The sequence below is a fragment of the Polaribacter batillariae genome (genome assembly GCF_017498485.1).
Classification (GTDB): Bacteria; Bacteroidota; Bacteroidia; order Flavobacteriales; family Flavobacteriaceae; genus Polaribacter; species Polaribacter batillariae.
This window is the reverse complement of record NZ_CP071795.1, coordinates 3,384,764-3,406,301: the sequence shown is the minus strand read 5'-3', so window position 1 is coordinate 3,406,301 and position 21,538 is coordinate 3,384,764. Positions and strand designations below refer to the sequence as shown.

13 protein-coding genes and 1 pseudogene are annotated in these 21,538 nt (G+C 31.4%); 9 read left to right on the top strand and 5 right to left on the bottom strand.

Annotation, left to right across the window (positions count from 1 at the left end; genetic code table 11):
• Window positions 1–22: 22 nt before the first annotated feature.
• Complete coding sequence (locus tag JL193_RS14965; RefSeq protein WP_243456773.1) at window positions 23–4,378, bottom strand: translocation/assembly module TamB domain-containing protein; 4,356 nt, start codon at window positions 4,376–4,378, stop codon at window positions 23–25.
• 267 nt (window positions 4,379–4,645) lie between these two features.
• Between JL193_RS14965 and tsaD the strand changes: the two genes are divergently transcribed.
• Genes tsaD through JL193_RS17280 form a run of 4 tightly spaced genes read left to right on the top strand, consistent with a single transcriptional unit; the run spans window position 4,646 to window position 7,553 of the window.
• Complete coding sequence (gene tsaD, locus JL193_RS14960; protein ID WP_207971544.1) at window positions 4,646–5,671, top strand: tRNA (adenosine(37)-N6)-threonylcarbamoyltransferase complex transferase subunit TsaD; 1,026 nt, start codon at window positions 4,646–4,648, stop codon at window positions 5,669–5,671.
• Between the two features lie 27 nt (window positions 5,672–5,698).
• On the top strand, window positions 5,699–6,292 hold the full coding sequence (locus tag JL193_RS17290; protein WP_243456772.1) for a hypothetical protein: 594 nt from the start codon (window positions 5,699–5,701) through the stop codon (window positions 6,290–6,292).
• Window positions 6,274–7,266, top strand: coding sequence for an LTA synthase family protein (locus JL193_RS17285; RefSeq protein ID WP_243456771.1), 993 nt, complete (start codon window positions 6,274–6,276; stop codon window positions 7,264–7,266). Before JL193_RS17290 ends, JL193_RS17285 begins: the two co-directional genes overlap by 19 nt.
• On the top strand, window positions 7,227–7,553 hold the full coding sequence (locus JL193_RS17280) for a hypothetical protein (RefSeq protein ID WP_243456770.1): 327 nt from the start codon (window positions 7,227–7,229) through the stop codon (window positions 7,551–7,553). The genes JL193_RS17285 and JL193_RS17280 overlap by 40 nt, the downstream gene beginning before the upstream one ends.
• Window positions 7,554–7,629: 76 nt before the next feature.
• On the opposite strand, the gene JL193_RS14950 is transcribed toward JL193_RS17280, so the two are convergent.
• From JL193_RS14950 to JL193_RS14940, 3 genes are all read right to left on the bottom strand, one after another.
• A complete protein-coding gene (locus JL193_RS14950; protein WP_207971543.1) occupies window positions 7,630–8,598 on the bottom strand; it encodes a Gfo/Idh/MocA family protein in 969 nt (322 codons plus the stop codon).
• 59 nt (window positions 8,599–8,657) lie between these two features.
• Complete coding sequence (locus tag JL193_RS14945) at window positions 8,658–10,370, bottom strand: sodium:solute symporter family protein (RefSeq protein WP_207973496.1); 1,713 nt, start codon at window positions 10,368–10,370, stop codon at window positions 8,658–8,660.
• 400 nt (window positions 10,371–10,770) lie between these two features.
• Window positions 10,771–13,260: a PIG-L family deacetylase gene (locus JL193_RS14940; RefSeq protein ID WP_207971542.1), complete on the bottom strand. Its 2,490-nt coding sequence runs from the start codon at window positions 13,258–13,260 to the stop codon at window positions 10,771–10,773.
• Between the two features lie 267 nt (window positions 13,261–13,527).
• Between JL193_RS14940 and dnaN the strand changes: the two genes are divergently transcribed.
• From dnaN to JL193_RS14915, 5 genes and pseudogenes are all read left to right on the top strand, one after another.
• Window positions 13,528–14,646, top strand: a complete 1,119-nt coding sequence (gene dnaN / locus JL193_RS14935) for a DNA polymerase III subunit beta (protein WP_207971541.1) — start codon at window positions 13,528–13,530, stop codon at window positions 14,644–14,646.
• A gap of 236 nt (window positions 14,647–14,882) precedes the next feature.
• Window positions 14,883–15,503, top strand: coding sequence for an acyl carrier protein phosphodiesterase (locus JL193_RS14930; RefSeq protein ID WP_243456769.1), 621 nt, complete (start codon window positions 14,883–14,885; stop codon window positions 15,501–15,503).
• 68 nt (window positions 15,504–15,571) lie between these two features.
• A pseudogene (gene ggt / locus JL193_RS14925) lies at window positions 15,572–17,240 on the top strand (gamma-glutamyltransferase).
• A gap of 1,482 nt (window positions 17,241–18,722) precedes the next feature.
• The gene (locus tag JL193_RS14920; protein WP_207971540.1) at window positions 18,723–19,148 is read left to right on the top strand and encodes a VOC family protein; all 426 of its coding nucleotides are present in this window, start codon (window positions 18,723–18,725) and stop codon (window positions 19,146–19,148) included.
• On the top strand, window positions 19,148–20,011 hold the full coding sequence (locus JL193_RS14915) for an RluA family pseudouridine synthase (protein WP_207971539.1): 864 nt from the start codon (window positions 19,148–19,150) through the stop codon (window positions 20,009–20,011). Before JL193_RS14920 ends, JL193_RS14915 begins: the two co-directional genes overlap by 1 nt.
• Here the strand turns inward: JL193_RS14915 and pdxR are convergent.
• Window positions 19,986–21,527 (bottom strand): MocR-like pyridoxine biosynthesis transcription factor PdxR, encoded by a 1,542-nt coding sequence (pdxR, locus tag JL193_RS14910; protein WP_207971538.1) that lies wholly within the window; start codon window positions 21,525–21,527, stop codon window positions 19,986–19,988. The genes JL193_RS14915 and pdxR overlap by 26 nt on opposite strands.
• Window positions 21,528–21,538: the final 11 nt, after the last annotated feature.

The window sequence follows — 21,538 nt, the reverse complement described above, 5'->3', positions numbered from 1 at the left end:
TAAAAATAAGGGAAAAAGAAAGTTAATTTCCTTCGAAATTTATTAAGTTTTTGTTAACTTTTTTAAGAGAATCTTTTACCACCTTTTTCTTTTTAGGTTTTTCTTTTTTCTTCTTTCCTCTTATTTTTTGAAGCAATTCTGAAAGTGTATTAAAATTAACTTGATACGAAAGTCCAACACCTTGTGTATAACCTTGATCTTCGATTGTATATTGAATTTCGTTTTGACGATTGAATATTACACCTCTAAAGTTTCCTTCTTCATTTAACAAAACTTCTACTTTTACCTCTCCAATAACGCTCGATTGTGTTTTTGTACCCACTGGAACTCCTACTTTTCCGTTTATAATTACTCGATCGCTCACTTTTGTGCTTACAGACAAATCTACTTGATTGTCTATATTTAAACGTTCTACATTGTTATCTGACTGACCTTGTTGATAATCTACCCCTAATTGAAATTTACTATCTGGGTTGTTTAATAAACTAGAGAAAGCAGCTGCAATGGCACTTGAAGCTGTATTGGTAATGGTTGCATTTGCATCGAAATTTACTTTGTCTGGGTTTGTAAAATTACCAAAGGCTAATAAAGAAATAAATTGTGTTGTTTTTTCATTTACGTTATTATCATTTAAAATAAATTCTAACTCGTTGGCAATGGTTGGATCGACATTGGTGAGTTGAATGTCTAACTCTTGTTTCGAGTTGAACAGCCCTCCTGTAATTTTAGTTACCAAATCTACTTCTATATTTCTATTAGAATTAAAGTTTTCTAATAAAACTCCTGGATTTGCTTTTGCTTTGTAAATTGCGGTCACGTCTAAATTTGCATCTGTAGGGTTTCCATTCCAAGACACAGTTCCTCCTCTTTGAATAACAAATGGTTTGTTTACAATTCCTCCGTATTTAAAGTCGTACACTCCATTATTTACCACATAGTCGCCAAACATATTAAACTTTCCTCTGGTGTCTATTTCTATTCGCAAATTTCCAGATCCTCTACCTGTTAATTGGCTTCCGTAAACCTCATCAATAACAATTTGTGCAACGGCATCTTTTGTTACTTCTAAATCGATGTTTAATTCCAATCCTTTTAAAGCTTCTAAGGCAATTTCTTTTTGGCGGTCTTTTGCTTTTGTTTCTTTTGTTTTAAAATGAATTAACTTATAACTATCTACAGTTTCTACATCTTTTATAGGTACTACAAAAAGTGTTCCTGCATTTGTTTTTGCATTTACATCTATGGTTAACCTATCTGTTAAACCTGTAATATCTGCAGTACCATCTATATAAGCAGCACCATAATACAAAGCTTCTTCTGTTTTTTGGGTATCTAACACTAAAAGGTTATCGCTTTCTATTTTTAAATCTAAAAACCATTGTTTAAAATTAAAGTGAGAAATACTTCCTTTAAAAATTCCTTTGGTTTGATGTTTGGTATCTCGTAATTTAAAGTCTTCTAAAATAAAAGATTGCTGCATTAAAGTAATTATAGATTCGCCTTCGAAATCGTAATCTACATTTAAATAAGGAAATTTTAAACCTGCATTTTTAAGTGTTAAAGTACCATCCATATCTGGATTGCTTAAAAAACCTCTTAATGTAAAATCTCCAGTGGCGCTTCCTCTTAATGAAGATAAAACATCTTGCCCTAATGGACTAAATGCCTCTAGTTTAAATTCTTCTAAAAATACATTTAAATCGATAATGGGTCTTTCTGAAGAAAAATCTAAAGAACCTGTGGCTGCAATACTTTTTACATCTTTATTTTCTATTGATAAATTTACATTGTATTTTTCGTACGAATTATCTCCTTTTATGTTAATTGATAAGTTTCCTTGTTTGAAATTATTTACTTGAAAATCTTTTACGACTAAAGTTGCTTCGGGGCTGTAATCTCCTTCTTTTTGCACAAAATCTAAATTTCCAGAGAGTGTGCCTTTCAAAGCCAAACTATCTATTTTAGGAAGAAAACTTTCTAAGTTTACTTTCGTAAAATCTGCCAACAGTATTTTCTCGTCATTTCCTTTTAAACTTCCTGTAAACTCTACTTTTTGTTCTCCTGAAACTAATTTAAACTGACTAAAATTAAATTCGCCCTTTTTTAAATCGAAGGTAATTTTATCTGTATTTAATTTATCTGGATTGATATTCCACGTGTTTTCTTTATAAATAAACGACGATTCTTCAAAACCAACTACCGATTTTCCTTCGGCATTAAATGTGTAAAAGAAATCGAGGTTAAAGTCTTCATTTTTCTTGTTTCCTCCTTTAAAAACCGATTTGAAATACAACGTATCGTTTTGGGTTCTGTTTAATAAATTTAATTTAGAGACATTATAATATGGTGTATTTACTTCTGATGCTGTTAAATGCGTGTTGTAAAGCGGATTTTGATTATCGGTTCTTAGTAAAATTTCTTTTACTTCGTTTCCATAAGCATCGATTCTTGGAGAAGACACCGTAAGCTTAAAAAGGTTTTTATCGGAATTTATTTTTCCTTTTAATTTTGTATTATCGTCAATAGAAATTGATGGAAAAAATACGTTTACAATCTTATTAAAAACAGTAAAATTAAAATCTAAATACTGGTTTGGAGTTACTGGGTATGGGTTGTAATTCGTATAAATGCTTCCTAATGCATTTTGTGCTACTTTTGGCAATTCTTCAAAAGAAAACTTTCCTGAAATAGCGCCACTCGCAATGTCTTCGGAAACTACTTCGATGGTTTTAATGCTATCTTTTACAGAAGATGTAACATCGAATTCTTTAAATTTATACTCTTTCTTTTCATTGGTATATAAAACGTTTCTAAAGGTTGCTTTTCCAACAATATCATCTAAATTGTTTCCTTCTATATCTAAAGTTACGTCTCCTTTTACAATAGAAATACTATCTCTTGTAAAAAGATTTGTTTCTTTTAAGTTTAAGTAAGTAATGGACGATTTAAAATCGAATTTATGTACTTCTGAAGATAAATCTGCCAAACCTTTAAAATCCATTTTAAAATTTTCGTCGTTAATGAGTAAATCTCCATCGAATTTATTATTTTGATATTGGCCATTGGCTACCATATTTTTATAGGTATAATCTTTAAAATTAAATTCAGAAATTTTACCAATAAATCTAGTATCGATATTCGATAATGTAAATCCATTTCCGTTTACATCTCCTTCTAAAGAAATTTTTCCAAACAGCGGGTCATTTAAAAATGTACCCATATCAAAACCTAGTAATTGTAAACTTCCTACATAGCTTGCAGTATCAATTGCATCTATATTATCGATTTCTAAATCGGTTACAATCCCTCCAATTTCTGAGTTCATTGTAACAGTGGCTGTCATTTGAGTAGGCGTTACTTTTACTTTTCCTCTAGCCACAAACCGACCAAATTTGTCGAATTCTGTAGGAATATTCTTTCCCAAAACATTGGGCATAATACTTTTTAAATTTCTGTAAGTACCTGTTAAGTTGTTTAAATCTCCTTCAAAAACAAAACCTCTTTCAATATTTACAGCATTTACAAAAGATAGGTCTCCGTAAACTCGAATTCCTTTTTGGGTGGCGAGTTTTAAATTTTTAAAATCGAAATTATTTAGTGTACCCAACATATTTGCTTTAAAAGTTATTACATCGTTTCCACTAATTTCTTTGTAAAATTTCTTTAAATCAGAAACCTTTAAATCGCTTTTCTTAAAAGCTGCATTTATTTTTACTTTATCTGTAAAACTGGTTAAATCTTCTCTTTTGTAAGTAAAAAGAATATCGCCATATATATTAGAATTTTTGGTTTGCAAAGTGGTATTTGCAAATTTCATTGCCGTTTTGGTAAATGTATAATTGGTGGTTAAGTTGGTTACCTCTAACCCTAAATTAGTTACAAAATACAAACCTCTTGTATTGGTAGAAAAATTAAGCCCTACAATAGATAGGTTTTGTAAATTTCCTCCTGTTTTTAATGCTGAAAAAACCAACGAATCTTTCTTGTTTAAATTAATTAATTTAAAATCTAAATTATTTACATAAACATTGGCTGTTTTTAAAATAAATGGAGGTACAAGCGATTCTTTTGGTTTATCGCTTTTAAAACCATCCATAAAAACAGCCATATTATCGTCTTTTTCGCCTTTGTAGGTTTTCATGTAATAATGTGCGCCATCTATGGTAATATCGCCTAATAAAACTTCGCTATTTAGTACTTTTTTAGCATTTAAAATAGAAGTGCTTACGCTATTTACAAAGATTAAAGTATCTTTATGATGGTCTTTAATTTTTACATCTTTTAGTTCTACACTTCCTAAAAAAGATAAGTTTATTTTTCCAATGGTTAGGTTGGTTCCGAAATCGTCGTTAATGCGATTTGTTGCATATTCGCCCAATTTCGTTTGTACATAAGAGGTAGATAATAAAATACTAAGCAACAACAAAAAGAGCACAAGGTACCCTAACCATTTTAGTATTTTTTTTCCAGCTCGTTTAATGACTATTTATTTTAAAAGAAATAACAATGTTTTAATGACAAGTAATCAAAAATATTGCCAACTCTTACAAAGAACGTGCAAATTTAACAAAGAATTTAATTTCTAATCTTAAAAAAGTGACTTCAACCTAAAATAATACTTAATTTTGTGACTCAATATTTTTTTATGAAAAAACCGGTTTATATTTTAGGAATAGAATCTTCTTGCGACGACACAAGTGCCTCTGTTATTTGCGATGCTAAAGTTTTAAGTAATGTGGTTGCCAACCAAGAAGTACACGCTAAATACGGTGGTGTTGTGCCTGAGTTGGCCTCCAGAGCACACCAACAAAACATTGTTCCTGTGATACAACAAGCCATAGAAAAAGCGAATATTACAAAAGAAAAATTATCTGCAATTGCATTTACGAGAGGCCCTGGTTTAATGGGTTCTTTATTAGTTGGAACTTCTTTTGCAAAATCTTTAGCTTTGGGTTTAGAAATTCCTTTGATTGATGTAAACCATATGCAGGCACATATTTTGGCTCATTTTATTAAAGAAGAAACTAACAAAACGCCTCCTTTTCCATTTATTTGCTTAACCATAAGTGGTGGTCATACACAAATTGTAAAAGTTACCCATTATTTTGAAATGGAAATTTTAGGTGAAACTATAGATGATGCTGTTGGAGAAGCTTTTGATAAATCTGCAAAAATTTTAGGTTTACCTTATCCTGGAGGTCCTTTAATTGATAAACACGCACAATTAGGAAACCCAAAAGCATTTCCTTTTACAAAACCAAAAGTGGGCGATTTAGATTTTAGTTTTAGTGGTTTAAAAACAGGAATTTTATATTTTATTCAGAAACAACAGCGTATAAACCTTAATTTTATCGAAGAAAATTTAGATGATATTTGTGCTTCTATACAATATACAATTGTAGAAATTTTAATGGAAAAATTAAAAAATGCGGTTAAAAAAACGGGTATAAAACACATTGCCATTGCTGGTGGTGTTTCTGCAAATTCAGAAATTAGAAAACGTTTACAGCTCGCAGAAAAGCATTTTGGCTGGACCACCTACATTCCAAAGTTCGAATATACAACAGATAATGCTGCCATGATTGCCATTACTGGGTATTTAAAATATTTAAATAACGATTATTCTGATGTTTCTGTAACTGCAAAAGCTCGCTTAAAAGTAACTGAATAACCTTTAAAAATTCTTCTATTTTATTTTATGAAAAGTATAAAAAACAGACTTTTATTTAACTTTACTTATTTTTTTCTTTGGGTGGGTTATTTTGTATTTGCGCGGTTATTTTTTCTGCTTTTTAATTTTGATAAAACCAAAGAGTTAGACTTTGTAACAATTCTTAAAACATTTGTTTATGGTTTACGATTAGATGGCTCTTTTGCTTCTTATTTAAGTATCATTCCTTTTTTGCTGATTATTTTTACGGTATTTTTTCCAACTAAAATTATCGAAAAAATTATAAAATGGTACTCATATATTTTAATTATTTTAGTAACTATTTTTCTATTATTAGATGTTGGTTTGTATGAAGCTTGGGGAGTTCGTTTAGATACCACTTTCTTTACATATTTAAATACTCCAGAAGTAATGTTGGCTTCTGTTTCTAGTTTTCAAATAATTTTAGGAACTTTATTTTTAGTGATATTTTCTTTTATTTTTATCAAATGGTTTCAAAAGAACATTCATTTAAAAATGAAAAATATCAACAAAGGAAGTGGGTTACAAATACCTTTGTTTTTAATAATAACTGCTCTTTTAATAATTCCTTTAAGAGGGGGTTGCAAACGATTCCTGTAAACCAAAGCAATGTTTATTTTTCTGATAAAATGTTTGCCAACCATGCTGCAATTAATTTTATTTGGAATTTTTTTAATGTGCTTTCTCACAAATCAGACACCGGAAATCCTTACAAGTTTTTTGATGATGTTGTTGCGAAAAAAATCATTTCAAAAAGAAGAAAACCATTATTAACAGCCACAAAAGACAGTATTTTAAACAACCCAAAACCAAACGTTATTTTAATTATTTGGGAAAGTTTAACGGCCAAAGTTGTAGGTTCTTTGGGTGGTGAACCACATGTTACTGAGAATTTGAATCGACTTTCTAAAGAAGGAATTTTATTTACAAATTTCTATGCAAATGGAGACCGAACAGACAAAGGAATTCCTGCTATTTTAAGTGGTTATTATCCACAGCCCACAAAAAGCATTATGAAAATGCCAAATAAAACCAGAAGTTTGCCAATGTTGCCTCAAAAAATGATTGATTTAGGCTACGAAACTTCTTTTTATCATGGTGGAGATTTAAATTTTGGAAATATGAATACCTATTTACGAAACTCTGGAATTACGCATTTTGTAGATGGAGATGATTTCGATAAAAAAGATTGGAATTCGAAATGGGGCGCACACGACCATATTTTTATGAAGCGTTTTGCAGACGATTTAAAAGGCGCTCAAAAAGAACCTTTTTTTAAAATTGCTTTAACACTTACAAGTCACGAACCTTACGAAATTATTGGCGATTACAAATTCGGAAAAGATACAGACGAAAATAAATTTAGAAGCGCACATGCATATACAGATCAAGTGATTGGAGATTTTATCGAAAATGCAAAACAACAACCTTGGTATAAAAACACCTTAATTATTATTATTGCAGATCATGGACACCGCTCTCCAAAACACGAAGGTGTTTTTAATTCTCCTAAAAAATTTAAAATACCAATGTTGTGGTTGGGGGTGCTTTGCAACAAAAAGGCATCGAAATAAATAATATTTCTTCGCAGGTAGATTTACCCTTTACCTTGTTAGATTTGGTAAATGGAAACAATACTGACTTTAATTTTAGCAAAAACATTTTTAACAATTCAAACCAACAATACATACATTATATTTTTAATAATGGCTTTGGAACTTTCTCTAAAAACGGCTTGTTTGTGTACGATTTTACAAGTGATAAAACTATCTTAGAAAGTGGAAAGGAAGCTTCTCAATTAGATTCTTTAGGAAAAGCAATTTCGCAAGAAGCTTATCAAGACTTTTTGGATAGGAAATAGCACACTCATAATTTTATGAAAGATTTCAATAGAAAATCTAAAATTTAGATAAAATAAAGGGTACAATTTCTTCAACCTAATAATCTAAACCAATAGCCGCCCTTACTTCATCCAAAACTTTAATCAAGTTTTTAGAGAATTCGAAAGTCATTACATCACTTTCTTTTTTACCATCTCTTAAAAGCTGATTAAAATGCTCTGTTTCGAAATGATACCCATTTGTTGTATTTTCAAATTGAATAGTTTCTTCTTTTTCTTCAGAAATAATAGTTACAGAACTTGGTGCGTGAAATTGCCTGTTTATTATCAATTTTCCTTTTTCGCAAGTAAAAATTGCTTCCGTTTTTGTTTTTTCTAATAACGTACTTTTTAAAAGTGCTTTTGAATTTTCATATTCAAAAACCATTGAACAAGCAGCATCTGCTCCGTTTTTAAAAAAAGTTGCATTTGCATCGATCTTTTTTGGTTTTCCTAAGGTTGATAAAGCTGCAAAAATTGGATAAATTCCAATATCTAACAAGCTTCCACCACCCACCTCTTTTTTAAAAACCCTACTGTTTTCATTGTATGCTGGATGAAAACCAAAATCTGCTTCTAATTGAGTTACTTTCCCTAATTTTTCTTGTTGCAAAAATTTTAAAGCAAATTTATAATGTGGCAAAAAATACGTCCATAATGCTTCCATTAATAAAACGTTGTTTTCTTTGGCAACAGAAATCATTTCTTCAACTTCTATTGAATTCATTGCAAAAGGTTTTTCACACAAAACTGCTTTTTTATGTTGCAAACAAAGCAGAGTGTGGTTTTTATGAAAACTATGGGGAGTTGCGATATAAATTGCATCAACTTCAGAATCCTTTACTAAATCTTCATACGAATTGTATGCCTTTTTAGCGTTAAATTTACTCGCAAACTCATTTGCATTCTCTTGATTTCTAGAAGCGACTGCAACTAATTCTGCATCATTAATTGTTGCTAAATCTTCTGCAAATTTATTAGCTATTTTTCCTAGACCAATAATTCCCCATTTAATCTTTCTAATCATTGCACTTATACTTAAAGACCTCACAGGTTTTAAAAACCTGTGAGGTTTGAATTTTCAATTTAAACTTCACTCAATTTTAATTTTGGCTTTTTTGGTAAAAAAGACTGAATTAAAATCGCAGTTCCCATTACCAAAGCGCAACCCAATAAGTTTAGCCATAAATAAGGCAACCAATCTAAAAAATAAACAGCAATAATAATTGCTTGTGTAATTAAAGCTGCGATAAAAACAGCGTTTCCTTTTACAAATTTTATAAAAAATGCCAGTAAGAAAATACCCAAAACATTTCCGTAGAAAATAGATCCAATAATATTTACGAGCTGAATTAAATTATCAAACAAATTGGCAATACAGGCCACAGAAATGGCAACAATACCCCAGACCAAAGTGAACCATTTAGAGGCTTTTACAAAATGCGTTTCGCTTCTTTCTTTTTTTACATTTCGTTTGTATAAATCCATGGCAGTTGTACTCGCCAAAGCATTTAATTCAGATGCTGTAGAAGACATGGCTGCAGACAAAATTACCGCTAACAAAAGGCCAATTAAACCTCTTGGTAAGTTGTTTAAAATAAAATGAATAAACACATAATCTTTGTCATTCGACTCTATTTTTTCTAAAGTATTTTCTTCATCAATTTTATCAATAATTGCTTTCGATTTTGCTTTTAAAGCCAAATCTCTTGTATTTAAGTCTAAAATTTGTTGTTTTTCTTCTGGCTGAAAACCATTTGAAAAAAGTATTTTTTTTGAATTTTCAATTTTTACATGTTCATCTTGTAACTGTTGGTACTCATTTGCATATTTAGATTTTACAACTTCGATATTTGCGCCAGGGTTAAAATTTAAAGGCGAAGGATTGAACTGATAAAACACAAAAACCATGACACCAATTAACAAAATAAAAAACTGCATTGGCACTTTTAAAAGGCCGTTAAAAATTAAACCCAATTGACTTTCGCGAACAGATTTACCAGACAAATAACGCTGTACCTGACTTTGGTCTGTACCAAAATAAGACAGCATTAAAAAAGTTCCACCTAAAATTCCGGTCCAAACTGTATAACGATTGTTCAAATCGAAAGAAAAATCTAACACCTCCATTTTTCCGCTTGCACCAGCAATTTTTAATGCTTTTGTAAACGTAATGTCTGCAGGAAGTTGCGACATAATCATGTAAAAAGCGATAAGCATTCCACAAAAAATAACAATCATTTGTTGTTTCTGCGTTACATTTACGGCCTTTGTTCCTCCAGAAACTGTGTAAATAATTACTAAAAATCCAATGATAACATTCAGCGTTAACAAATCCCAACCTAAAACCGCACTTAAAATAATTGCGGGCGCAAAAATGGTAATTCCAGCTGCCAAACCACGCTGAATTAAAAACAAAATAGCCGCTAAACTTCTGGTTTTTAAATCGAACCTTCCTTCTAAGAATTCGTAAGCTGTATAAACTTTTAATTTGTGATAAATAGGAATAAAAACCACGCAAATAATAACCATTGCAATTGGCAAACCGAAATAGAATTGCACAAATCCCATTCCACTATGAAACGCTTGACCAGGAGTTGACAAAAACGTGATAGCACTTGCCTGTGTTGCCATAACCGACAACCCAATGGTCCACCATTTCGAGTCACTTCCTCCTTTAATATAATCGGTTACATTTTTATTTTTTCGTGTCACGTAAGTTCCGTAAGCAACTATAAACAAAAGGGTTATAGAAAGAACAATCCAATCTACTGTGTGTAATTTACTTGCCATTTCCATACCTAAATCGTAAAATAATTCGTAATTAAATAAAAAGCAATCAAATACAACAAATTTGCCACCAAAACCAATGTGTACACTTTTTTCCAAACATATTTTTGTTCTTTCATTTTGTATTCTTTTTTTTTGGAGCTATTTCCTGCTTTCCACTATATCTTTTTTACTTCTGTTCTCGATACAATTTTTCTTCCTTCGTCATAAAAATCACTCGAACTGACAGTAAAAAAGGATGTCGTTTCAATCAGGGCTAAACTTGTTTGCTAACTTTTATTTTTTTTTAGAAAAGACAAGTTTATAAAATCACTAATTACTAATTATAGATTCCTATTTTTACAGGAACAACAATGCGAATCCTTAACTTAAACTTGAAACCTTAAACTTGAAATCTTAAACTTTGAAACTATTTTCTTTTCCCAACAGACAACATATTTGCAAACAACTTATAAGCTCCAGAAACTCCTGCTGGCAATTCTCTAAAGAAACTTAAACCTGTGTATATATAATTTCCTTTGCCGTATTTTGCGATTAATAAACTTCCTTTTTTAGGAGTCTCACCTTTGTCATTCATCGATAAAATGGGTGTAAAATTCGCATCCCAAGAGTTCGGAAAATACAAACCTCTTTCTTGTACCCAACCTTTAAAATCTTCTTTTGTAATTTTATTCGGAAAATTTAATAATTGATGATTTTTATCTAAAATTCTTACTTCGGCAAATTCATCGGTAACTCGATCTCTTGATAATTGTAATGGAAATGGTGGCGCAACATCTACACCTCTATTGGTGTTGTATTGCACAATCATATTTCCACCATTTTTTACATATGCCAACAAATATTTTTGTTTAAATTTTAATTCTTTTACCACATTATATGCCCTAATTCCTAAAACAATGGCATCGTATTTTTGTAAGTTTTCTGCGTTAATTGCTATCGGATTTATTTCTTCTACAGTATAACCAATTTGACGTAAATTTTCTGGAATTGCATCTCCAGCACCTGTGATGTAACCAATATTATTGCCTACTTTTTCTATATTTAAACGAACAATTTTTGCTTCAGAATTTAATAAAACCGATTGTTTTGGAATGTGATTGTAGTTAATTTCTACCAATTCTTTTGTAAAACTCTTTCCGTTTAAAGTTGCTATTACTTTCAATTTTCCTTCAGATTGATTTTTAGGCGGATTTACCAAAAAGGCAACCGTTTGTTTGTCGTTTTTTTGCTGAATTTTAAAATTGATTTCTTTTGGAGAAACTTGCCAATTTGCAGGCACTTTTAAATGTACTTTTCCAGACACGTTATTCTCTCCTGCGCTAACTTCTACCAACACTTTTTGCGCGGTATCTTCAGAAAAAATAACAACTTTATCTTTTAGTTTTGTAGTTACTTTGGGTAAAACTTCAAAGGGTTCGTAAATTTCTCCTTTATCTCTTTCTGCATATCTTCTTACGACATCTTTTGTAATGGAAACCGCAACATTACCCATAGTTAAATTAAATGTTATTTGTGCAGGACTTGGTGTTTCTGGTTTGCCAATTAACAATTGATTTTTTACAGCATACATTCCCAAAGAAGCATTTTCTCGCAACCAATATGGGTCTGAATAAGTATTTGTTTTTAATAAAATTGTTTCTTTAAAGTTCGATTTTTTATTGCTCTGTAATTCGATATTTTTAGGAATCTTTTTTCCATCAATCGTAGAATAAATCGATGTTAATTCAACTGGAAAACTACTTCTATTTAACGCTTCGAAATGAACTTCTATTGTTGAGTTTGGTGTTCCAGAAGAACTCACAGCAGAGGCTTCTAAATACAAACCAGCACAGGCTTCAATAATTTCTAAAATTTGTTTTTCTTTAATTTTTCTCCAATGGTGATCTTTTAATTTCTGTATTTTTTGATATGCTTCTAACAACATTGGCAAATGTTTAGACGGGTTTACAAAATCGAATTTTTCTTCAACTTCGTACAAAATATCACCAATATCGCCACCATTTTCTATACGATTCCAAGTGGTATTTATTCCTGAAAAAATATCGTTTTTATCTTTTGGTTTGTCGCCTTTTAAAAACTCGACATATTCATTTTGATTTCCTCTTGTGGTAAGTCTTCCAAAACCTTGGCACAAATGTTGGCTACTTGCGATAGAGGCTAACTCGTTGTTAGACAAGCCTTTTAAAGGGTAATACACACCAACATTAAATTTTGTAAAATCTTTGGCTTGTTCTTCGAACTTTTGTCGATCTCTATAAAACCACGAAGAAGTGTTATAAAACAATCGTTTGGGTTGCCAAGAACTTGTATATTTTAACTGATCTTTATATTTTGTATTGTCGCCTGCCAAATCAAAAGCTTCTACACTTAAAATGGCAGAACTTGTATGATGCCCATGTGTGGTTCCTGGTGTTCTATGATTAAATCTGTTGATAATTACATCGGGTTTAAAAGTTCTAATAGCCCAAACAACATCGCTTAAAACTTCATTTTTATTCCAGATTTTTAAGGTTTCATCTGGATGTTTAGAGTACCCAAAATCGTTGGCTCTTGTAAACAATTGTTCTCCACCATCTACACGTCTTGCTGCTAATAATTCTTGTGTTCTAATGACACCTAATAGTTCTCTAATTTCTGGCCCAATTAAATTTTGTCCTCCATCTCCTCGAGTTAAAGATAAATAACCCGTTCTTGCTTTTATGTGGTTTGCTAAATATGCGATTAGTCGTGTATTTTCGTCATCTGGATGTGCAGCAATGTATAATGCAGTGCCTAAAAAGTTTAATTTTTGAACTTTCTCGTAAATTTGATTTGAAGTTAATTTAGCTGGTTTTTGTGCGAATATTGACGTAGAAACTAATAATGAAACAGTAATTAAAAGTAGTATTTTCTTCATTCTTTTAAACGATTGAATGTCAGTTCGAGCGCAGTCGAGAACTAATTAAAATATCCTCTCGACTGCGCTCGAGGCAACAATCATCATTATAATTGAAGATTGATGTTGTAACAAATGTACTTTTTTTATCAAACAAAATAAACGAATTAACATAATTATAACGTTTTTAAGATCATCAACAAAATTGCTTATAACCTGTTGATAAATTAATTTTTAAAATCACTTATTAAGGTTATATTTGTAATTCTAATTAAGATAAGAAAATTAATGAAATTTATTGTATCGAGTTCGCAATTGCTAAAACAACTACAGGTTTTAGGTGGCGTTATAAATAGTAATAACACATTACCAATTTTAGACAATTTTTTGCTTGAATTGTCTGAAAATCAACTAAAAATTTCTGCATCAGATTTAGAAACTACAATGAGTTCTGTTGTAAATGTAGAGAGTGATAGCGAAGGTTCTATAGCTGTTTCTGCGCGTTTGTTGCTAGATACTTTAAAAACCTTTCCAGACCAACCCTTAACTTTTAAAACAGAAGGAGATAATACCATTGAAATTAGTTCCGATCAAGGAAAATACGACATGGCTTATTTTGGTGGTGATGAATTTCCGAAAGCGGTTTCTTTACCCGCTCCAAGTAAAACAGTGGTTCCTGCACACATTTTAGGAACTGCCATTTCAAAAACTATTTTTGCTGCCGGAAACGACGATTTACGCCCAGTAATGAGTGGGGTGTTCTTTCAATTTAGTTCTCAAAGCTTAACGTTTGTTGCTACGGATGCTCATAAATTGGTAAAATATTCTAGAACCGATGTTACTGCAGACCAAACTGCAGAATTTATTATGCCAAAGAAACCTTTAAATTTATTAAAAGGAGTTTTAAGTGGCTCTGAAAGCGATGTTACCATTGAATATAACGATGCGAATGCAAAATTTACGTTTGATAATATGGTGTTGGTTTGTCGTTTGATTGATGGTAAATACCCAAATTACGAAGCGGTTATTCCAAAGGAAAATCCGAATAAATTAACCGTTGACAGAGCCTCTTTTTTAAACTCTGTAAGACGTGTTTCTATTTTCTCTAGTAAAACTACGCATCAAATTCGTTTAAAAATGGCAGGCACAGAACTAAATATTTCTGCAGAAGATTTAGATTTTGCCAATAAAGCTCACGAACGTTTGAGTTGCGATTATCAAGGTGATGATATGCAAATTGGTTTCAACTCTCGTTTTTTAAGCGAAATGTTAAATAATTTAAGTTCTAACGAAATTTTAATAGAAATGTCTTTGCCTAATAGAGCAGGAATTTTAACACCAATTGATGGTACTGATGAAGGCGAACAAATAACCATGTTGGTAATGCCTGTGATGTTGAATAACTAGCAACTGTCGTTCCAACTAAAGTGGAAAATACCACCATTCCACCTGAAGTGAAGAATACAACCATTCCTACTAAAGTGAAGGATACTGTCATTCCGACTAAAGTGAAGGATATTGTCATTCCGACTGAAATGGAGGAATCTCATAAAATAGATTTCTCGATAAGCTCGAAATGACACAACATATTAAAACCACAATCAAATTAATTTGATTGTGGTTTTTTCTTTACATTTACTCCTATGAATTTCCTTGCCCATTTATACCTATCACAAAACAACACCAATATTATGATTGGCAATTTTATTGCAGACCATATTAGAGGGAATAATTACACAAAGTTTTCAAAAGAAATTCAGCAAGGAATTTTCTTGCACAGAGAAATAGACACCTTTACAGATGCACACAAAATTGTTAGAAAAAGCAAACGCAGGCTACATAAACGTTACAGACATTACGATGGCGTAATTATCGATATTTTTTACGATTATTTTTTAGCCAAAAATTGGGCAAATTATTCTGCAATTCCTTTAGACGTATATACAGATTCTATAAATAAATTATTTCATAAAAAACTTTTAGAGTTGCCTATAAAGTCTCAAAACTTTATTAAATATATGATTGAATATAACATTCTATACAACTATCAATTTGAAGACGGCATTGCAAAGGTTTTAAACGGAATGAACCATAGAACCAAAGGCAAATCGCAAATGAACTTAGCCATTGAAGATTTACGCTTATTAAAAAAAGAATTAGAAGAAGACTTTACCCTCTTTTTTAAAGATTTAATAGAGTTTTCGAGTCAGAAATTAAAAGAGCTACTTGTCATTCCTACACAAATAGAAATCCATAAAAAGTAAATTTAGATTCTTGTTAGAGTTTATCTTCGACGAAGTCGAAAAGCAGGAATCAAAAAATGATTATAATTATGAAAAAAACACTTTTTCTTCTCAGCTTATTATTCATATTCGTTACTTGCAAAAAAGAAAAAGTTACAGGAGTAATTGCCCAAAAAGCGATGGTAGTTTCTGCAAGAGAAGAAGCCTCTAAAATTGGCGCAGACATTCTAAAAAAAGGCGGTAATGCTTTTGATGCTATGGTCGCTACACATTTTGCTTTGGCAGTTGTATATCCGGTTGCTGGTAATATTGGTGGTGGTGGATTTATGGTATATAGAAATCACGATGGAACAAAAGGGGCTTTAGACTTTAGAGAAAAAGCACCAATTACTGCACATAGAGATATGTATTTAGATTCTTTGGGCAATGTAATTCCAGATAAAAGTGTGTTGGGTGCCAACGCAGTTGGCATTCCTGGTTCTGTTGCTGGTGTTTTTGAAGTGCATCAAAAAATGGGTAGTTTATCCATGAAAGATTTAATTCAGCCAGCGATAGATTTGGCAAGAAACGGATTTACAATAACAAAAATGCAAGCCAAAGATTTAAATAATGCTACTGAAAAATTCGAAAAAGTAAATAATTACAGAACTATTTTTGATAAAAAATGGAAAGCTGGAGATATTCTAAAACAAGAAGAATTAGCCCAAACTTTAGAACGCATTCGAGATTTTGGTAAAGACGGATTTTACAAAGGAAAAACGGCTGATTTGTTAGTAAATTATGTTACTGAATTAGGGGGAATTATTTCGCACCAAGATTTAGAAAAATACACTGCTGTTTGGCAAAAACCCATCACTTTTTCATACAAAAATCATACAATTACGTCCATGACTTTGCCCGCAAGCGGAGGCATTTGTTTGGCACAAATTTTAAAATCTATAGCACCTTTTAATTTATCTGAAATAAAACATAACTCAACAAAGTACATTCAATTATTAACAGAAGCAGAAAGAAGAAGTTATGCAGACAGAGCACATTATTTAGGAGATATCGATTTTGTAAATGTACCTATAGATAGCTTAACCAACACCAATTACATCAACCAAAGAATGCAATCTTTTTCGTGGCATAAAGCCACACCTTCTTCAAGCATTTCTAATGGAAAAATCTTAGGTTTTGAAAGTGATGAAACCACACATTATTCTATTGTGGACCAATTTGGAAATGCGGTTTCTGTAACCACAACCTTAAATACAGGCTATGTTAGTAAAAGGAGCCGGTTTTTTTCTAAATAACGAAATGGATGATTTTTCTAGCAAACCTCGAGTACCAAATGTTTATGGTTTAATAGGTTCTGAAGCCAATGCCATAGCTCCAGAAAAAAGAATGTTAAGTTCTATGACACCTACCATAGTAGAAAAAGACGAAAAACTACTTATGGTCATTGGCACACCTGGAGGTTCTACCATTATTACTTCTGTTTTACAGAATATTATTAATGTAATAGACTACAAAATGGGCATGCAAGAAGCAGTAAATCAACCAAGATTTCATCATCAATGGTTGCCAGATGTTATTCGAATGGAACCTCATGGGTTTGATAATGCAACAAAATCTCAATTAGAAGCTTTGGGATACACCATTTTAGAAAAAAATTCTTTGATTATTGGCAGAGTTGATGCTATTTTAGTATTGCCCAATGGAACATTAGAAGGAGGTGCAGATCCTAGAGGCGATGATACCGCTGTTGGGTTTTAGAATTTTAACGGAACCAAAGAAGGTCATTTCGAAATTGTAATGTCATTTCGACCTTGTAATGTCATTTCGACCTTGTGGAGAAATCTTACAATACAAAGATTCCTCAATTTCGCTATCACTCCACTCGGAATGACAAAATAATCCCATTCCAAACTTGTAATGTCATTTCGACCTTGTGGAGAAATCTTACAATACAAAGATTCCTCAATTTCGCTATCACTCCACTCGGAATGACAAAAAAATGTCATTCCAAACTTGTAATGTCATTTCGACCTTGTGGAGAAATCTTACAATACAAAGATTCCTCGGTTTCGCTATGGCTTCACTCGGAATGACAAAATAATCTCATTTCAAACTTGTAATATCATTTCGACCTTGTGGAGAAATCTCTTCATATAAAGATTCCTCGGTTTTGCTATCGCTTCACTCGGAATGACAAAACAATCTCATTTCAAACTTGTAATCTCATTTCGACCTTGCGGAGAAATCTCTTCATACAAAATTTCCTCAATTTCGCTATGGCTTCACTCGGAATGACAAAACAATCTCATTCCAAACTTGTAATGTCATTTCGACCTTGTGGAGAAATCTTACGATACAAAGATTCCTCGGTTTTGCTATGGCTTCACTCGGAATGACAAAACAATATCGTTCCAAACTTGTAATGTCATTTCGACCTTGTGGAGAAATCTCTTCATACAAAATTTCCTCAATTTCGCTATGGCTTCACTCGGAATGACAAAATAATCTCATTTCAAACTTGTAATATCATTTCGACCTTGTGGAGAAATCTCTTCATATAAAGATTCCTCGGTTTTGCTATCGCTTCACTCGCAATGACAAAACAATATCATTTTAAACTTGTAATGTCATTTCGACCTTGTGGAGAAATCTTACAATACAAAGATTCCTCGGTTTCACTATCGTTTCACTCGGAATGACAAAACAATCTCATTCTAAACTTGTAATGTCATTTCGACCTTGCGGAGAAATCTTACAATACAAAGATTCCTCAATTTCGCTATCACTCCACTCGGAATGACAAAATAATCTCATTTCAAACTTGTAATGTCATTTCGACCTTGCGGAGAAATCTTACGATACAAAGATTCCTCGGTTTCGCTATGGGCTTCACTCGGAATGACAAAATAATCTCATTTCAAACTTGTAATGTCATTTCGACCTTGTGGAGAAATCTTACGATACAAAGATTCCTCGGTTTCGCTATGGCTTCACTCGGAATGACAAAACAATATCATTCCAAACTTGTAATGTCATTTCGACCTTGTGGAGAAATCTTACGATACAAAGATTCCTCGGTTTCGCTATGGCTTCACTCGGAATGACAAAACAATATCATTCCAAACTTGTAATGTCATTTCGACCTTGTGGAGAAATCTCTAACACAAACAATCAATACAAAATTCTAGCGCAAATTAAGACGAATAAATTTTATTAACTTTGAATCTAAAATTTTAAACTTTGAAAACAAACATACAACCCTTCCACCTTGCCATTCCTGTACAAGATTTAGAAAAATGCAGAAGGTTTTATAGAGATATTTTAAATTGTGAAGAAGGTAGAAGTGCTGAGCATTGGGTAGATTTTAATTTCTTTGGACATCAGTTGGTAATTCATCAAAAAGACGCATTTCAACCAGAAAAAATTTCTAATCCTGTAGATGGTTATAATGTTCCTGTTCCGCATTTTGGTGTGGTGCTAACTTGGAGTGATTGGCAAAATTTATCAGAAAAATTAAAAGCAACTAACACAAAATTTATTATAGAACCTTGCATTCGTTTTAAAGGAAAAGTCGGCGAACAAGCCACTATGTTTTTTAATGATCCAGAAAATAATGCCTTAGAGTTTAAAGCGTTTAAAGATATTGGGCAATTGTTTGCTAAATAATGCAACTAATAGAAACTCATATCGCTAAAAAATTAGAAAAACCAATTCGTTTTCAAGAATATGCAGTTGGTATTTTCAATACAATTCCCACAAAATCTAGCATTAAAAAAGCCATCAAAAAAAAATTGATTTTTATTGATGGAATTGTAGCAACAACCTCGAAATTTATTTCGGGAGGAGAAAAAATTGAGCTTTTCGAATCAGAAAAATCATCAACTTTTGAAAGATTAAAATTAAATTTAGAAGTTTTATTTGAAGACGATTATTTAGCGATTATCTACAAACCAGCAGGAATTTTAGTTAGTGGAAATAAATTTGTAACCATAGCAAATGCACTTACTCAAAATCTGCAAAAAAGTAAACAACAAGATGCAGTAAAACCACAACCTATACATAGATTAGATTATCCAACAAGCGGACTTCTAGTCATTGGAAAAACAAGTTCTGCAATTATTAAGTTGAGTGCTCTTTTTAAAAATAAAGAAATTAGTAAAACCTATTTTGCAATAACCATTGGGTTAATGAATTCCGAAGGAATAATAAATTCTCCAATTGAAGGGAAAGAGTCAATTACAAAATATACTGTTTTACAAACCGTAAAATCAGAACGCTTTGGTTATTTAAATTTGGTAAAACTAAGTCCAAAAACGGGAAGAAAACATCAATTAAGAAAACACTTATTAGCTATTGGAAATCCTATTTTAGGAGATAAAGAATATTTTTTAGAAGGCAAGGTTTTAAACGAAAAAGGCTTGTACTTACATGCATCCATTTTAGAATTTATACATCCGTTTACGAAAGAAAAAATTTCTATCTCTAAAGAATTACCTAAAAAATTTACAAAGATTTTTTCAGTAACTTAACTTCGTTCATCGTTTTTGAAAGTCTTTTTATCAACTCGTAAATTTCTTCTTCATTATATGTTGCGAAACCTATTCTAATAGCATTGTGTTTAGAATTTCCTATGTCATAACGTTGCCACTCGCCTATTTCTAATTGATGTTTGTAAGCAATTTCTGATATAGTTTTCCAAGAATATTTTTTATGTAAAGTCAACCAAACTGCCATTCCTCCTTTTGGAATCTCAAAAAAGAAAACATCTTTAAATTTTTCTTCTAAAAGTTTACAAAACAAATCTCTTCTCGTTTTGTAAATCTTCATTACTTTTTTAATATGTCTATCTAAATCGCCGTTTTTTATAAATTCTTCGAAAGTTAATTCTAACAAAGCATCACCTTGTCTGTCTATAAATCTTCGTTGGTTTGCAGCTTCATTTACAAACTCTTTAGAAGCAATTAAATAACCAATTCTAAAAACAGGTGCTACTGTTTTACAAACAGAACCTATATAAATTACATTTCCATTAGCATCATGACTCGCCAACGGTAAAATTGGAGAATGGTTGTAATTAAAGTCATAATCGTAATCATCTTCAATAATTGCAAAACTGTATTTTTTGGCTAAATTCAATAAATGAATTCTTCTTTCCGCAGACAAAGTTACTGTTGTTGGGTGATGATGATGAGAAGTTACATAAACTGCTTTTATTGCTTTCTTCTTACAAATTTCTTCAATTTCTTTGGTATTTATTCCGTTTTCATCCACAGAAACTCGCACTAAATTTGCTTCATTTTGTAAAAATGTAGTATCTGCAGATGCATAATTTGTTTCACCAATCACAACTAAATCATCTTTTTTCAACAATAATTTAGAAGATAAATAAATACCCATTTGACTTCCTCTAGTTATGAGAATATTTTCATAAGAAACAGATAAACCTCGAGTTTTGTTTAAGTAATTTGCCAATGTTTTTCGCAACTTTTCATTTCCAAATAAAGATCCATAAGACATTTCTTTATAAATGTGTTTTCTACCACAAATTCTTCTATAAATTCTTGCAATATCTTCTGTTGGTGTTAATCTCGCATCAGAAATTCCATCATTTATGTACATAAATCCCTCTTTTTTTTCAGGAGATTTTCTTACCAATTCTTCGTTATGATAAAAGTCGAATCCAGTATTATTTGTTTTTTTATGTTGGTTATCAATTGTAAAATCTTGCACATTTAATTCGGGTAAATTGGCATTTACAAAAGTTCCTTTTTTAGCAATACTTTCAACCCAACCTTGTAGCAATAACTCTTCATAACAAGCTACTACTGTTTTTCTATGAACTTTCAAGTTTTCTGCCAAAGTTCTACTACTTGGTAATTTTGTTTCTGGTAATAATTTTCTGCTTTTAATCAATTCTATAAATGTGTTCGATAATTGCAAATACAATGCTTGTTTGCTTTTTCTATTTAATTGAAAAGTTGTTTTATTTGGAAACAAAATCTGGACTATTATATATTTTAATTCTGGATTATTACAATAGTCCATAAATATAGTAA